Below are 15,363 nucleotides of genomic sequence, written 5' to 3' on the forward strand. Positions count from 1 at the left end.
GCTTGAGTGCCGCATCGAGAGCGCCGGCGCCCTGGCCGGCGGCGTCCTGGAACACGGTCACGTCGAGGTCGCCCGCCTGCATGGCCGCCAGCGCGTCCTGGGTGGCATCGACGCCGCCGACGACAACCGCCTTCATGTCGATGTTGCCGGCCTTCATCGCCTGGATGGCGCCGATGGCGCTTTCGTCATTGTTGGCGATGACGCCGTCGAACGGCTTGCCGGTCGACAGCCAGTTGGTCATCAGGTTCTGCGCCTCGTCGCGGTTCCAGTTCGACGTCTGCTTGTCGATGATCTTGATGAAGCTGCACTCCGGCGTCGCGATCACGTCGTCGATGTCCTTGGTGCGCTGCACGGCGGCCTGGTTGGAAAGCTCGCCCATGATCACATAGACATTGGCTTCCTTCTTGCCGGCTTCCTTGAACAGGCGGCAGACTTCCTTGGTCTCGAGCGTGCCGGAATCGGCTTCGTTCGAGGCGACGAAGGCCTGGTTGTCGGGCAGCGTGTCGACATTGACCGGCTCGCGGTTGACATAGACCAGCGGGATCTTGGCTGCGGCGGCTGCGTCCGACATCGCCTGCGTGGCCGAAGTGTCGACCGGGTTGACGATGATGGCATCGACGCCCGAGGCGGCGAAGTTCTTGATCTGGTCAAGCTGCTTGGCAACGTCGTTCTGCGCGTCCTCGACCTGCAGCTCGACGCCGCTCATGCCCTTGGCCTGCTCGATCATGCCGTTGCGCAGCACGGTCAGGAAGTTGTCGTCGAACTTGGCCATCGACACGCCAACCTTGGCGGCCATGGCGGATGAGCTCATCAGCGCCGCGAAGGCGACGCCCAAAATCAATTTCTTCATTGTGTTTCTCCTCCACATATTGGTGTCCGGTTTCACCGATTTATCCGGAATCCCCGATCTCCCCGGGGAATCTCTCCCTGATGTCTTTTCTATTCCGGGTGACGCTTGCCTCCTGGCTGGAACGTCAAACCCTCCGTTTGAAACAGATATTCCGGAACGAAAGAACCAAAATACACTGATGATGAAATATTTATTCCATTTCACATCGGGGCGTCAAGGGCGATTCCGCGGCCTGCGGGCCGATTTACGCATCGCTCTGATGGATTCTATCATTTGCCTCGGCGGCCTAGCGCGGCGGGCTAGATGTTTTCCGGCAGATAGATGTCGAAGGGCAGGAAGGTCTGGCCCGGAGCGTTGGCGGCGCCGGTCTCGATGGCATGCGCCATCAGGTCGACGAGCTCACGGCACAAAGCGGCGAGCGGGGTCGAGATCACCATGGTGAGGATGTTGTCGGCGAGTGCCGCGCGCGATTCGGCGTTGATCTCGTTGCAGACGACCACCGGCATGGTCGCGGGATTCGCTGCCCGCAGCGCCGAGACCGCGCCTTCCATGCCGCCGCCCGCGACGTAGCAGCCGGCAAGATCCGGATAACGCGCCAGAAGATCGATCATCGCGTCATGGGTCACCTGGTTGGCTTCCAGATTGACCAGCGTTTCAAGCACGCTGAACTCCGGCGCATGCTCGCGGAAGAAGGAGCGAAAGCCGATCTCGCGCAGTTCATGGCCGTGGAAGCGGTGACTGCCGACGAAGAGGGCGACCTTGCCGGGCCGCTTGGCTGCTTTGGAGATCATCCATGCGGCGGTGCGCCCGACCTTGCGGTTGTCGAGGCCGATATAGCCCTCCCGGATGCCGGCGGCAAAGTCGGACAGCACCGAAAAAACCGGCTGCCCTCTCGCCTTCAAGGTTTCCACAACCGCTGTCAGGGTCGGATGGTCAGGACCGACAACGGCGATGGCCCTCGATTTCGCCGCCAGCCTGCGCATCTGGGAGGCGATCTCGTCGGGAGCCAGGGAACTGGCGAAATCGATGGTCGCAACGCCCCGGAAGCGTTGCGATTGCGAGATGGCCAGTTCGAGTTCCCGCGCGAAGTCGCCGTAGAAGGCATCATTGCCCCGCAGCAGCAGGAAGCCCAGCCGGTACTCCGGCAATTCCTGGCGCATGCGCTGCTTGATAAGGCCGGCGGCGTGATAGCCGATATCGGTAGCGGTCTCGTAGACGCGGCGCGCTGTCTCCTCGCGCACCGGCAGCCGGTTGTTCAGCACGCGGTCGACGGTGGCGACACTGACGCCCGAGATGCGCGCCAGATCAGATATGGTCGGCCGCTTCACCATGCTTGCCCCGTCGGATTTGCTTGAGCCTTCGTACAGCATCCTGATGGGAAATGATAGAAACTATCTTTATGATGTTGAGTCCATCATCGGTCGGCGTTACTTTGACGCTAGAAGCCAAAGGAATTCATGGCATTCGCCTTGGCGGATGCCTTTGCCGAGGGAGGCAATCATGTCCACTGCGCCGTCCCGGCGTGACTACAGCCTGATCGGCCGCGATGCCAAGCTCGCGGTCGAGACCGGCCTGTCGGCGGCCGAGTGGTATCACACCGACATACCGCGCAAGCAGATGAAGGAGCTGATGCAGCGCTCCGACGGGCCGGCGATCCGCGATACGGCAATCTGGTTCGCCGCGCTGATCGTCAGCGGGGCCGGCGGCGCCTGGTTCTGGGGCACATGGTGGTGCGTGCCGTTCTTCTTCGTCTATGGCGTCCTCTACGGCTCCTCGACGGATTCGCGTTGGCACGAATGCGGCCACGGCACCGCTTTCCGGACGCAATGGATGAACGATGCGGTCTATCAGATCGCCTGCTTCATGATCATGCGCAATCCGGTGACCTGGCGCTGGAGCCACACGCGCCACCACACCGACACCGTCATCGTCGGCCGCGACCCGGAAATCTCGGTCATGCGGCCGCCCGATCTGGTTCGCGCCATGCTGGGCTTCGTTGGCGTGCTCAATGCCTGGCATGCGATGTCAGACATGCTGCGCAACGCCGCCGGCACCGTCAGCGCCGCCGAAAAGACCTTCATTCCCGAACAGGAACAGCCCAAGGCGATCCGCGTCGCCCGCATCTGGACGGCGATCTATGCCGCCACCGTCGGGCTGGCGCTCTACACCGGTTCGTTCCTGCCGCTGATGCTGGTCGGCCTGCCCAGGCTCTACGGCGCCTGGCACCATGTCATGGTCGGGCTGCTGCAGCATGGCGGCCTGGCCGACAACGTCACCGACCACAGGCTGAACAGCCGCACCGTCTACATGAACCCGATCAGCCGCTTCATCTACTGGAACATGAACTACCATGTCGAGCATCACATGTTCCCGATGGTGCCCTACCATGCGCTGCCGAGGCTGCACGAATTGATCAAGCACGATCTGCCGGAACCGACACCGTCGATCCTGGCCGGCTATCGCGAAATGATCCCGGTCTTCCTGCGCCAGCTGCGCAACGAGGACTATTTCCTCAAGCGCGAGCTGCCGCCGACCGCACGGCCATATCGCGAAGAATTCCACAACGACACTATCGCCGCCGCGGCGGAATGATCGTGCTTCCATCCGATCTAGACTGTTTATTTTAACGCAATTCCGGGCGGAAAACCGCTGCGCACTTTTCCTGGATTTGCTTTTGGGAGGACTTGAATGAGCGACTGGGTCGAGGCCTGCGCCACCGGCGACATAGACGAGGAGGATGTGATGCGCTTCGACCATGGCGGCCGCACCTTCGCCATCTATCGCAGCCCCGACGACGAGTTCTTCGCCACCGACGGCCTCTGCACGCATGAAAAGGTGCACCTGGCCGACGGGCTGGTGATGGACGACATCATCGAATGCCCCAAGCACAATGGCCGCTTCAACTACAAGACGGGTGATGCCCGCGGTGCCCCGGTCTGCGTCAATCTGAAGACCTACCCGGTCAAGGTCGACGCCGGCAAAGTCCTGATCCAGATCGGATGACTGACATGGCGGGGGGGATGCTCATCATCGGCGCCGGCGAATGCGGCGGGCGGGCGGCATTGGCGCTGCGCGACCTCGATTATCGGGGGCCGGTGACGCTGGTCGGCGATGAGCCGCATCTGCCCTATGAGCGCCCGCCTCTGTCCAAGGAGGCGATGGCCAGCGATGCGCCCGAGATCAAGGCGATCGCCAGCGACGCCATTCTGGCCGAGAAATCGATCCGGCATATCCATTCCGTCCAGGCCGTGGCGATCGATCGGGCGGCGCATGCGGTGCGCCTGTCGGACGGATCGGTCCTGCCTTACGAAAAGCTCCTGCTGGCAACGGGTTCGATGCCGCGCAAGCTGCCGATGCCCGGCCTTGGCGCGCACTGCGTCTATCTCAGGACCTTCGCCGACGCGCTCGCGATTCGCGCGCATCTCACCCCCGGCAACCGTATCGCCATCATCGGCGGCGGTTTCATCGGCCTCGAACTTGCCGCCGCGGCACGCAAGCTAGGCGCTGCGGTCACCGTTATCGAGGCGCAGCCGCGCATCCTGATGCGCGGCGTGCCGGCGGAGATCGCCGAAATCATCCATGACGCGCATGTCGCCGAGGGCGTTGATATCCTGTGCGGGGATGGCATCGCGTCCATCGCCGACGACGGCAACAAGGTGCGCATAGCGCTTGCCGGCGGCCGGGAAATCGTCGCCGACCTCGCGATCATCGGCATCGGCGCCGTGCCGGTGACCGGGCTTGCGGCCGAAGCCGGCCTGGCGATCGACAACGGCATCGCTGTCGATGCGCAATTGCGCAGCAGCGATCCCGACATCTATGCCGCAGGCGATTGCTGCTCGTTTCCGCTCGCCGTCTATGGCGGCCGTCGGGTGCGGCTGGAAGCCTGGCGCAACGCCCAGGAACAGGGCGCGCTGGCGGCCAGGAACATGCTCGGTGCCGGCGAGGCGCATGCGGCGGTGCCGTGGTTCTGGTCGGATCAATATGGTCTGTCCCTGCAGATCGCCGGGCTGTCCGACGAAGGCAGCAGCACCGTGCGCCGCGACCTCGGCGATGGCGCCTTCATTCTCTTCCATTTGGCGCAAGACGGCAGGCTGGCGGCGGCCAGCGGCATCGGCCCCGGCAACGCGGTCGCCCGCGATATCAGGCTGGCCGAAATGCTGATCGGCAAGCACGCGAAACCGGCGCCGGAAGCGCTCGGATCACAGGCGGTCAAGCTGAAATCGCTGCTGGCGGCGTGAGCCGTCACGCCAATTGCCGACGTCTGCGCTGCCCCTCATCTGCCTGCCGGCATCTTCTCCCCGTATAGTGACGGGGAGAAGGGCGCTATCATCGCCGGTTTCGCCAATCACCAGCATCGCAAGAAGGGCGCCGAGGTTGCGGCCAGCCCCTTTCTCCCGTCACTATACGGGGAGAAATGTCCGGCAGGACAATGAGGGGCGGCGCAGGCGTCGGCAAATTAACGTCAGCGCGCCTGAACCCCAGCCTAAAACAGCGCCTTCAGCTCCGGCAATTTGTCATTCACCAGCCAGCCATAGTAATTCTCTTCCGGCAGTTTTTCCGGCTCGCCGGCGGCGCGGCGCCTGTCGTTCTCCGCCTTCAGCGCGTCGGCGCGCTGCTCCGGATTGCCGACATTGTAGAGCGTGGCCGTGACCCCCGGATTGCCCGAAATGTCGAAGCCGGCAATGCTTTTATAGGCATCGATCGATTTCCGGATCGTCGCGGCGACGTAGGGCAGCGTCAGGTCGGGATCCATGATGGTCTTGTAGACCGAATTGGGATCGCCGACGTCGAGCTTCGGCAGGCCGGAGACCTTGTGCACGAGATCGCTCATCTGCAAGGCGGTCAGCGGATTGAGCTGGCCGAGGCCGAAGGTCTGGCCGGCATAATAGGGCTGGAAGAAGGTGGCGCCGAAACGATCGTCGGGAAAGCTCGTCCCGCCGACGCTCTTGCCGCGAAACGAACGGTTCCACACCTGCTCGCGGCATTCCCACAGATCATAGCTGTCGGACATCCCGGCGCATTTCTTGAATTCCGGCCGCTGCACGAAATCGGTGATGTCCTCGCCGTCATAGGCGAAGGACAGCTTGCTGGAGAGATAGGAGATCGCCTTGACGTAGTAGGTCTGCAGCCGGTCATAGGCATCCACATTGTAGGTGTGCTCGCCGACGATGGCGCCGACGATGTGCAGGGGATCGATGCCGTAGGTGGCTGCTGCCTTTTTGATCTTGCCGCGCAGACCGGCGTCGTTCTGCAGCAGGGCGTAGACCTTGCGGTACTTCGCCTGGAAGCTGGTGTTGGTCGCCTGCGTGCGCCGGCTGGAGGCACCCGGAATGTCGGGCTGCACGGCATTGCGATTTCCCGGCGGCACCAATGTCGCTGCCTCGGCGGCGAACAGCGTCGCCGCCAGCGTCAAGCCGAGAATGACCAGGATCAGTTTTTTCATGCACCCGCCGCCCAAGCAATTCCAGGAAAAGTGTGAAACGGTTTCCCGGAATTGCGTCAAACCAAGAGATCGAGAATTGCCGCGCAAACTAGGTAAAGCTCTTGGTCGAGTCGAGAGCGCCCCTTCACCCGGCACTACGAAAGGTGGCCAGATGGTACCATCTGGCCACACATGATTTTGCTTGCCGGAAAATGTTGCCCCCGGACCGGTGCCGGAACGTTCCGGCGCCGTCGTTTAAAGGATGAACCGCGACAGGTCGGTATTCCTGGACAGGTCGCCGACATGCTTCTCCACATAGGCGGCATCGATGGTGACTGATGTGCCGTTGCGGTCGGGCGCATCGTAGGAGATTTCGTCCAGCACCCGCTCCATCACCGTCTGCAACCGCCTTGCGCCGATGTTCTCGACGCTGGCGTTGAGGTCGACGGCGATGCCGGCCAGCGAATCGATAGCGTCGTCGGTGAAGGTCAGCTCGACGCCCTCGGTCTTCATCAGAGCGATATACTGCTTGATCAGGCTCGCCTCGGTCTCGGTCAGGATGCGGACGAAATCGTCCTTCTCCAGCGCCCGCAATTCGACGCGGATCGGCAGGCGGCCCTGCAGCTCCGGCAAAAGGTCGGACGGCTTGGAGACGTGGAAGGCGCCGGAAGCGATGAACAGGATATGATCCGTCTTCAACGGCCCGTATTTGGTCGCCACCGTGGTGCCCTCAACCAGCGGCAGCAGGTCGCGCTGCACGCCTTCGCGGGACGGACCGCCCGAAATGTCGGATCTCGCCGCGATCTTGTCGATCTCGTCGAGGAAAACGATGCCGTCATTTTCCGCGGCATCGAGCGCCCGGCGCACGACTTCGTCCTGATCGAGCAGCTTGTCGGACTCGTCATTGACCAGCAGATCGTAGGACTCCTTGACCGTCGTCTTGCGCGTCTTGGTCTTCTTGCCGCCCATCGCCTTCGACAGCATGTCGTTGATGTTGAGCACGCCGATATTGGCGCCCGGCATGCCGGGAATCTCGAAGCCGGGCATGCCGCCGCTGCCGGTGTCGGCAACCTCGACCTCGATCTCCTTGTCGTCGAGCTCGCCGTCGCGCAGCTTCTTGCGGAAACTATCGCGGGTGGCCGGGCTCGCCGTCTTGCCGACCAGCGCTTCCAGCACGCGTTCCTCGGCGTTGACGTGGGCGCGCGCCTTGACGTCTTCGCGCATCTTCTCGCGCACCAGGCCGATGGCGATCTCGACCAGATCGCGGATGATCTGCTCGACATCGCGGCCGACATAGCCGACCTCGGTGAACTTGGTCGCCTCGACCTTGACGAAAGGCGCACCGGCGAGCCGCGCCAGGCGGCGCGAGATTTCGGTCTTGCCGACGCCGGTCGGCCCAATCATCAGGATGTTCTTCGGCATCACCTCTTCGCGCATCTGGCCTTCCAGCTGCTGGCGGCGCCAGCGGTTGCGCAAGGCGATGGCCACGGCGCGCTTGGCGTCCTTCTGGCCGATGATGAAACGGTCGAGTTCCGAAACGATTTCGCGGGGAGAAAATGTGCTCATATCACTAGATTCCACTTTGCCACTGCTTGATGGCCTCGAACGGATGCAGCAGCATGATCACGTTGAGTGTCAGATTGTCCCGGATGAGATAGCCGGTACCGAGTTCGAAGATGATGGCAAGGCTGACGATCACCCATATAGGCAGCCTTCGCGCCATCACAAATCCCAGCATCATGGCCAGTGTGTCGGACACCGAATTGATGATGCTGTCGCCGTAATAGTCGAGCGAGATGGTGCCGGCGCGGTAGCGCTCGATGATGAATGGGCTGTTTTCGAGCAGCTCCCAGCCGCCTTCGATGAAGACGGCGAACGCCAGCCTCAAGCCGATCGGCGAACGCGGGAACAGGAATCTTGCCAGCGCATAGAACAGAAAGCCGTGGATGATGTGCGAGAACGTATACCAGTCCGAAATGTGCTGGGAATTCTCCGAACTCTGCACGACGCCATGCCAGAGCTTGACGTAGCCGCAGGTGCAGATCGGCGCTCGCCCCATGCCGTAGAGCGCCCCGGCCTGGAAGATGACCAGGGCAAGCACCAGCAGAAGCCCCATCCGCCAGCTGTCTTCATAGGCCGAATAGCTGTTCTCCGTGGCCGGTGTCGTCATCGGTTCATTCCCCCTGGTTTCGCGTCGCCGTGTCGATCATCACAAAGCCTTGTCACGCCTTCAGCGGCGGTAGACGGCGGATCACGGCAGCCGGCAAGGTGGGTTTGACCACAATCCGCCGGATACGCTGCCAGCCAGCCCCGAACAGAATAATCAGCGCGCCAACAACGACCAGGATCAAGGCAAAAGGCGGGATACCCGTCGAATCGGAGGCGGAATTCACCAGATAATAGATGCCCAGCGAGCCGAAGTAAGCCAATGTCGGAACCAGAAGCGAACGGCGGTCTATGGCAAGCGCGACATAGAGGAAGCCAAGGATCAGAATCGCCAGCATGAGGGTTGCATTGGTATCCGGCGCGATATGTCCGAATACGACGTTCTGGCCAGTTGCCATGATGAAGAGCGGATGCACCAGCATAGGCGCCGAGACGACATGCAGCCAGAAAGCGCAATCGGACCAGATCTTGCGTCGATCCCTGTCGTAAATGTCAAAAGCTACACCCGTTGCGAACACGATCAGGCCGCAGATCAGCGGCATGTAAAGTGCCGCGCGGAGCAATTCGGGAACATCCTCCATACGCGGTGGCGCAATCGCACCCGCTGTCACGCTGTCATACAGGATTATCGCCGTTTGCAGGAAGGCAAGCAGTGTAAAAGCGATGGCGATAGCCCCGGCAATGATGGGGACGCGAAAACGCCAGAAATAGATCGCCGCCGCGATTATTCCTCCGCCCAGGAACAGATATCCGGCCTGGGACGCCGTCTTGCGCAACGCCAATAGCTGCCAGATAGTCTCCGGCTTGCGTATGCCGAAGCTGGCCTCCACCTGTAGCGCCAGAGCGGCCAGAATGGCGGCCATGAAAATCAGGGCAAGCACGGACGACGATAATTTCATCCGGTGCTGACGCGTGACGATTTCGGCGAGCCCCCAGGCGAAAACCGCGAGGATGCCTGCGATCCAGAATGTCTGGCCTGGAAGCAAGGTGGTCAGGACAAAGAAGAAGCCGGCGCTGAGCAGAACGGTTCCCACGGTGACGAACAGATCGTTGCCGCCGCCTACCAGCCGCAGGTTTTCCTCGTCACCCTCGTCATCGGCGCGCCTGGCCTCGGGGGCGAGAGCGACCGCACGTTCCATGGCCTCCAACTGATCGCGCAGGGTCTGCGAGATCAAACCTTTCGCGACTGCCTTGTCGAGGGTTTCGGCGCTGATCAATTGGGCTCCTGCGTCGCGTCGCGCGCCATCATCAAGGCCGGCCCGTACTCCGATGTTCTGGTGTCAAAGGCAACAAAGCCAGCCTTTTCATAGGCACGGATCGCCCTGACATTGGCGGGATCCGGATCGATGATGACGCGCGGAACACCTTCCTCGAAAAGCTGTTCGACGAACTGGCGCACGATTGCCGAGCCATGGCCGCGCCCGAGCAGCTCCGGCACGCCGATCGACACGTCGATGCCGAGCGTGCCGAACGGCTGGTCGGCATAGGGATGGTCGTCTTCCAGATGCGGGTCGTAGCTCTGCAGATAGGCGATCGGCTTGCCGTCGAGCTCGACGATCAGCGGCTCGACCGAAATCGAGTCGATGTGCTCGCGAATGCCGGCGATTTCCGTCTCCGGATCGTCCCACCACTCTGCAACATGCGGCTCGGCGAGCCAGCCGGCGATCATCGGCAGGTCTTTTTCCGTCACCGGCCGAAAATCGTAGCTATCTTCTTGTTCGGCCATGATCTCTGGACGAACGGAACCGTTCGTCCGAGAAAACCGGTTTCCACTTTTCGGGGTCATGGCCGGCTTTTCAGCCGACATCGAGCGTTTCGACGACGAAATTGTTGTTGGTGTAGACGCAGATGTCGGATGCGATCTGCATCGCCTTGCGGGCGATCTCCTCGGCATCCTTGTCGCTGTCCATCAGCGCGCGGGCCGCGGCCAGCGCGTAGTTGCCGCCCGAACCGATGGCCATGACGCCGAATTCGGGTTCGAGCACGTCGCCGGTGCCGGTCAGCGCCAGCGATACCGACTTGTCGGCCACCAGCATCATCGCCTCGAGCCGGCGCAGATAGCGGTCGGTGCGCCAGTCCTTGGCTAGTTCGACGCAGGCGCGCGTCAGCTGGTCTGGATATTGTTCGAGCTTGGCTTCGAGCCGCTCCAGCAGCGTGAAGGCGTCGGCGGTGGCGCCGGCGAACCCGGCGATCACATTGCCGCCCTTGCCGATGCGGCGCACCTTCTTGGCGTTGCCCTTCATGATGGTCTGGCCAAGGCTGACCTGGCCGTCGCCGGCGATCACCACCTTGTTGCCCTTGCGCACCGTCACGATGGTCGTGGCGTGCATGGTCAGATTATCGGACATTTCCTGGCTCCGAGCAGCGCCATCCCGATAAGGCGATCGGCGCGGTACGAGTGACTTGATCGGCCATATGTATGCATGGGACCGATGATTGCAAACCGCTGGATAGCGGCCGGGTTCGCAACTGGCAATCGCCGGATCATGCTGCTAGAAGGCTTTCGTTTTCAAGCCTGCGAGGGCTTGAACCTCTGAGCCGGTCACGATGTGAACCTCTGGGACAAGGATAGAGTGATGCCGCCCCGCGCCGCCGAAGTCAGCCGCAAGACCAAGGAAACCGAGATTGCCGTCTCGGTCCATGTCGACGGCACCGGAAAATCGGACATTTCGACGGGCGTCGGCTTCTTTGACCATATGCTGGACCAGCTGTCGCGCCATTCCCTGATCGACATGACGGTCAGGGCCAAGGGCGACCTGCATATCGACGATCATCACACGGTCGAGGACACCGGCATCGCGCTTGGCCAGGCACTGGCCAAGGCACTGGGCGAGCGGCGCGGCATCATGCGCTATGCCTCGATCGACCTTGCCATGGACGAGACGCTGACGCGCGCCGCGATCGACGTGTCCGGCCGTCCGTTCCTGGTCTGGAACGTTTCCTTCTCGTCGCCGAAGATCGGCACCTTCGACACCGAGCTGGTGCGCGAATTCTTCCAGGCTTTGGCGCAGAATGCCGGCATCACGCTGCATGTCACCAATCATTATGGCGCCAACAACCATCACATCGCCGAGACCTGCTTCAAGGCGGTGGCGCGCGCGCTGCGCGCGGCTCTCGAGCGCGATCCGCGCCAGCCGGATGCGGTTCCCTCCACCAAGGGATCGTTGAAGGGATAAGGCAATGGCCACCTATGTCGTGATGGAACCGCCAGGCCGCAGCGAGAAGGCCGATGCCACGGCCTTTGTCCGCGATGGCTTCACCTGGCTGGGCCTCCTGGTGCCGCCGCTATGGTTCGCCTGGCATCGGCTGTGGATCGAGGCAGCGCTTGCCTTCGTCGTCATGGGCCTGCTTTCGATGCTGGGCCAGAAGCTCGGCCTTGGTCTGGCCGGCTCGCTGCTGTCGCTGTTGGTTTCGCTCTATGTCGGACTGGAAGGGCAAGGCCTGCGCATCGCGGCACTTCGCCGGCGCGGTTGGCACGAATGGGGCGCGGTCGAAGCCGGTTGGCTCGACGATGCCGACACACGCTATGCGCTGGAAGCGGAAGCGCTTGCCGATGAGGTTGTGCCGGCGCCGCGCATGGTCCCCGATGCTGCCCTCGCGCGGCCAGCGCAGCCGGGCATGGCGCTGGGGCTGACCCACATTCCGGGAAGAAGCTGACATGCGGGTTGCGATCATCGACTACGGCTCGGGCAATTTGCGCTCGGCCACCAAGGCTTTCGAGCGCGCCGCGCGCGAAGCCGGCATATCGGCTGATATCGACCTGACCGCAGATGCCGAGCGGGTGCGCACGGCCGATCGCATCGTCCTGCCCGGCGTCGGCGCCTATGCCGACTGCGCCTCCGGCCTGCAGGCCGTCGACGGCATGTGGGAAGCCGTCGAGGAGGTTGCGATCGTCAAGGGCCGGCCGTTCCTCGGTATCTGCGTCGGCATGCAGCTGATGTCGCAGCGCGGCCTCGAAAAGACGATTACCAAGGGCTTCGGCTGGATATCGGGCGACGTGAAGGAGATCATGCCTTCCGATCCGGCGCTGAAGATCCCGCAGATCGGCTGGAACACGATCGAGCTCAAGCGCCAGCATCCGCTGTTTGCCGGCATACCGACTGGCGCAAGCGGGCTGCATGCCTATTTCGTGCATTCCTATCATCTCGATGCGGGCAAGGCGGACGAGGTTCTGGCGGTTGCCGACTATGGCGGCCCGGTGACGGCGGCCGTCGCCCGCGACAATCTTGTCGGCACGCAGTTCCACCCGGAAAAGAGCCAGGCGCTCGGCCTCGCGCTGATCACCAATTTCCTGCGCTGGAGGCCCTAGAGCATGATCCCGAAAAGTGGACCCCGGCTTTCTCGGACAAACGGTTCCCGTTTGTCCGGAGATCATGCTCGAGCAGAGGGATAGACCATGAGCAAGAAGGGCTACTGGATGGCGATGGTCGAGGTGACCGATCCGGAAAATTATCCGCTATACATTGCCGCCAACAAAGCGGCTTTCGACAAATATGGCGCAAAGTTCCTGACCCGCGGCGGTCAGTCGTCGAGCCCGGAAGGGCCGTCGGGCAATCGCCATGTCATCATCGAGTTCGAGAGCTATGCGGTCGCACTCGCCTGCTTCCATTCGCCTGAATACCAGGTGGCGCTGAAATTCCGACGCCTCTATTCGACGTCCCATTTCGCCATTGTGGAAGGCGCCTGAACGGATGATCCTTTTCCCGGCGATAGATCTCAAGGACGGCCAGTGCGTGCGCCTCAGGCATGGCGACATGGCCACCGCGACCATCTACAACGATGATCCTGCCGCGCAGGCGCGGGCCTTCGAGCAACAGGGCTTCGAATGGCTGCATGTCGTCGACCTCAACGGCGCCTTCCAGGGCCAGAGCGTCAACAGCGCGGCGGTCGGCGCCATCCTCAAGGCGACGAAGAACCCGGTGCAGCTCGGCGGCGGCATCCGCACGCTGGCGCAGATCGAGGACTGGCTCGATCGCGGCCTGGCCCGGGTCATCCTCGGCACGGTGGCGGTGCGTGACCCGGACCTTGTCAAACAGGCCTGCAAGGCGTTTCCGGGCAAGGTCGCCGTCGGCATCGACGCCAAGGGCGGCAAGGTCGCCGTCGAGGGCTGGGCCGAGGCGTCGAGCCTCGGCGTCATCGAACTGGCCAGGAAATTCGAGGGCGCCGGCGTCGCTGCCATCATCTACACCGACATCGACCGCGACGGCGTTTTGACCGGCATCAACTGGGACGCCACCATCGACCTCGCCGATGCCGTGTCGATCCCGGTCATCGCGTCGGGCGGCCTCGCCTCGATCGCCGACATCGTGCGCATGACCATGCCCGATGCGCAAAAGCTCGAAGGCGCGATCTCCGGCCGCGCGCTCTATGATGGCCGCATCGATCCGGCCGAGGCCCTGGCGATCCTGCAGGGCAGGGCGGAGACGCGGACGTGAAAATCTCCATTATCCTGGCGTCCTATGACAGCGGCCATTACCATGGCGGCATGGGCCAGGGTCCGGACGCGCTGGTCTCTGGCGGGCTCGTCGACGCCCTGACGATGGCCGGCCACGATGTGATGGTCGAGGATATCGGCAAGGTTGGAGATACCCAGGAGCGCGAAATCGCCACCGGCTTTGCCGTCTGCAACGCGGTTGCGAGCGAGGTTCGTCTTGCCCGTGACGCCGGTCGGTTTCCCATCGTCCTTGCCGGAAACTGCCTGACCAGCGCCGGCGCGGTCGCCGGCGAAGACGCCGATGCGATCATCTGGGCCGACCAGCATGGCGATCTCAACACGCCCGAGACATCCACATATGGCTTTCTCGACGGCATGGCGCTGGCGACCGTGCTCGGCCTGTGCTGGCGACCGATGGCGTCCGCCATTCCCGGCTTCAAGCCGGTCGATCCGTCACGCTGCGTGCTCGTCAACGCGCGCGATCTCGATCCGGACGAGAAGCGGCTGCTGGAGACATTGCCGATCGTGCGGACGGAATGCTCCGGGGTGGCCCAGGCGGCCGAAAGACTGAAGATCGCCGGCGCCAGACGCGTGCACATGCATCTCGACATGGACGTGCACGATCCCCGGGAGCTGCAGGCCAACCGCTATATCACTTCGGGCGGGCCGAGCCCGGAACAGCTGCGCGATGCCACTTGCGCCATGGCGCTTGCGGTGCCGATCGTCGGCATCACCGTCTCCGCCTATGACCCGGCCTTCGACGCCCAGGCCGATGTTCCGCCGCTGGTCGGCCAGTTGCTGAACGATCTCATCGCCACGATAGAGGGTCGCTGATGCTGAAAGCCCGTGTCATCCCCTGTCTCGACGTCAAGAACGGCCGTGTCGTCAAGGGCGTCAACTTCGTCGATCTCGTCGACGCCGGCGATCCGGTCGAGGCGGCCAAGGCCTATGACGCGGCCGGCGCCGACGAACTCTGCTTCCTCGACATCACCGCTTCGTCGGACAATCGCGAGACCATCTTCGACGTCATCGCACGCACCGCCGAACAATGCTTTATGCCGCTGACCGTTGGCGGCGGCGTGCGCCAGGTCGCCGATATCAGGAAGCTGCTTTTGGCCGGCGCCGACAAGGTGTCGATCAACACGGCCGCGGTGAAGAACCCGGATTTCGTTGCGGAGGCCGCCGACAAGTTCGGCAACCAGTGCATCGTCGTCGCCATCGACGCCAAGAAAGTGTCGGGCACCAATGAGGCCGACCGCTGGGAGATATTCACCCATGGCGGCCGCGAAAAGACCGGCATCGATGCGGTCGAGTTCGCCCGGAAAATGGTCGATCGCGGCGCCGGCGAGATCCTGCTGACCTCGATGGATCGGGACGGCACCAAGGCCGGCTACGACATCGCGCTGACCCGCGCGATATCAGACGCCGTGCGTGCGCCGGTGATCGCCTCCGGCGGCGTCGGCACGCTCGACCACATGGTCGAAGGCATTC

18 protein-coding genes are annotated in these 15,363 nt (G+C 62.9%); 10 read left to right on the plus strand and 8 right to left on the minus strand.

Annotation, left to right across the window (positions count from 1 at the left end):
- Together EN749_RS15395 and EN749_RS15400 are read right to left on the minus strand one after the other, a co-directional pair.
- A partial coding sequence (locus tag EN749_RS15395) for a substrate-binding domain-containing protein (RefSeq protein ID WP_145990925.1) occupies nt 1-850 on the minus strand: 850 nt, incomplete at its 3' end.
- A 299-nt stretch (nt 851-1,149) separates the two neighbouring features.
- Complete coding sequence (locus tag EN749_RS15400; protein WP_128363446.1) at nt 1,150-2,181, minus strand: LacI family DNA-binding transcriptional regulator; 1,032 nt, start codon at nt 2,179-2,181, stop codon at nt 1,150-1,152.
- A 169-nt stretch (nt 2,182-2,350) separates the two neighbouring features.
- On the opposite strand from EN749_RS15400, the gene EN749_RS15405 reads away from it, so the two are divergent.
- The 3 genes from EN749_RS15405 (at nt 2,351) to EN749_RS15415 (ending at nt 5,088) form a co-directional block, all read left to right on the plus strand.
- The gene (locus EN749_RS15405) at nt 2,351-3,442 is read left to right on the plus strand and encodes a fatty acid desaturase family protein (protein WP_128363447.1); all 1,092 of its coding nucleotides are present in this window, start codon (nt 2,351-2,353) and stop codon (nt 3,440-3,442) included.
- A gap of 96 nt (nt 3,443-3,538) precedes the next feature.
- Nucleotides 3,539-3,853, plus strand: a complete 315-nt coding sequence (locus EN749_RS15410; protein ID WP_027161041.1) for a MocE family 2Fe-2S type ferredoxin — start codon at nt 3,539-3,541, stop codon at nt 3,851-3,853.
- Entirely contained in the window at nt 3,850-5,088 is a 1,239-nt protein-coding gene (locus EN749_RS15415) for an FAD-dependent oxidoreductase (protein WP_189367528.1), read from the plus strand. The genes EN749_RS15410 and EN749_RS15415 overlap by 4 nt, the downstream gene beginning before the upstream one ends.
- Nucleotides 5,089-5,333: 245 nt before the next feature.
- Here EN749_RS15415 and EN749_RS15425 read toward each other — a convergent pair whose 3' ends face one another.
- The 6 genes from EN749_RS15425 to hslV all read right to left on the minus strand — a co-directional run bounded on the left by EN749_RS15425 (nt 5,334) and on the right by hslV (nt 10,786).
- Nucleotides 5,334-6,293 carry a DUF1402 family protein gene (locus EN749_RS15425; protein WP_128289658.1) on the minus strand — a complete coding sequence of 320 codons (960 nt, stop codon included), beginning with the start codon at nt 6,291-6,293 and terminating at the stop codon, nt 5,334-5,336.
- Nucleotides 6,294-6,527: 234 nt separating this feature from the next.
- The gene (hslU, locus tag EN749_RS15430; RefSeq protein WP_127328515.1) at nt 6,528-7,838 is read right to left on the minus strand and encodes an ATP-dependent protease ATPase subunit HslU; all 1,311 of its coding nucleotides are present in this window, start codon (nt 7,836-7,838) and stop codon (nt 6,528-6,530) included.
- Between the two features lie 4 nt (nt 7,839-7,842).
- Nucleotides 7,843-8,388: a DUF2585 domain-containing protein gene (locus tag EN749_RS15435; protein ID WP_245491403.1), complete on the minus strand. Its 546-nt coding sequence runs from the start codon at nt 8,386-8,388 to the stop codon at nt 7,843-7,845.
- A gap of 106 nt (nt 8,389-8,494) precedes the next feature.
- A complete protein-coding gene (locus tag EN749_RS15440) occupies nt 8,495-9,655 on the minus strand; it encodes a hypothetical protein (RefSeq protein ID WP_189367531.1) in 1,161 nt (386 codons plus the stop codon).
- Nucleotides 9,652-10,164 (minus strand): GNAT family N-acetyltransferase, encoded by a 513-nt coding sequence (locus EN749_RS15445; protein ID WP_127270633.1) that lies wholly within the window; start codon nt 10,162-10,164, stop codon nt 9,652-9,654. Before EN749_RS15445 ends, EN749_RS15440 begins: the two co-directional genes overlap by 4 nt.
- A gap of 70 nt (nt 10,165-10,234) precedes the next feature.
- Complete coding sequence (gene hslV / locus EN749_RS15450; protein ID WP_127320227.1) at nt 10,235-10,786, minus strand: ATP-dependent protease subunit HslV; 552 nt, start codon at nt 10,784-10,786, stop codon at nt 10,235-10,237.
- Nucleotides 10,787-11,014: 228 nt separating this feature from the next.
- Here hslV and hisB point away from each other — a divergent pair, with 228 nt between their 5' ends.
- The 7 genes from hisB to hisF all read left to right on the plus strand — a co-directional run.
- On the plus strand, nt 11,015-11,614 hold the full coding sequence (hisB, locus tag EN749_RS15455) for an imidazoleglycerol-phosphate dehydratase HisB (protein ID WP_128363450.1): 600 nt from the start codon (nt 11,015-11,017) through the stop codon (nt 11,612-11,614).
- A 4-nt stretch (nt 11,615-11,618) separates the two neighbouring features.
- Nucleotides 11,619-12,095: a DUF2628 domain-containing protein gene (locus tag EN749_RS15460; RefSeq protein WP_027039976.1), complete on the plus strand. Its 477-nt coding sequence runs from the start codon at nt 11,619-11,621 to the stop codon at nt 12,093-12,095.
- Between the two features lies 1 nt (nt 12,096).
- Nucleotides 12,097-12,747, plus strand: a complete 651-nt coding sequence (gene hisH, locus EN749_RS15465; RefSeq protein ID WP_128363451.1) for an imidazole glycerol phosphate synthase subunit HisH — start codon at nt 12,097-12,099, stop codon at nt 12,745-12,747.
- 87 nt (nt 12,748-12,834) lie between these two features.
- Nucleotides 12,835-13,125 carry a DUF1330 domain-containing protein gene (locus tag EN749_RS15470; RefSeq protein WP_127380294.1) on the plus strand — a complete coding sequence of 97 codons (291 nt, stop codon included), beginning with the start codon at nt 12,835-12,837 and terminating at the stop codon, nt 13,123-13,125.
- Nucleotides 13,126-13,129: 4 nt separating this feature from the next.
- Nucleotides 13,130-13,873: a 1-(5-phosphoribosyl)-5-[(5-phosphoribosylamino)methylideneamino]imidazole-4-carboxamide isomerase gene (hisA, locus tag EN749_RS15475; RefSeq protein WP_127380293.1), complete on the plus strand. Its 744-nt coding sequence runs from the start codon at nt 13,130-13,132 to the stop codon at nt 13,871-13,873.
- The gene (locus EN749_RS15480) at nt 13,870-14,706 is read left to right on the plus strand and encodes an arginase family protein (RefSeq protein WP_128363452.1); all 837 of its coding nucleotides are present in this window, start codon (nt 13,870-13,872) and stop codon (nt 14,704-14,706) included. The genes hisA and EN749_RS15480 overlap by 4 nt, the downstream gene beginning before the upstream one ends.
- Nucleotides 14,703-15,363, plus strand: a 661-nt coding sequence (gene hisF / locus EN749_RS15485; protein WP_189367533.1) for an imidazole glycerol phosphate synthase subunit HisF, incomplete at its 3' end; no start/stop codon positions are given. The genes EN749_RS15480 and hisF, both read left to right, overlap by 4 nt.

Origin of the sequence: Mesorhizobium sp. M7A.F.Ca.ET.027.02.1.1, from assembly GCF_004022985.1 — a bacterium.
Lineage (GTDB): Bacteria > Pseudomonadota > Alphaproteobacteria > Rhizobiales > Rhizobiaceae > Mesorhizobium.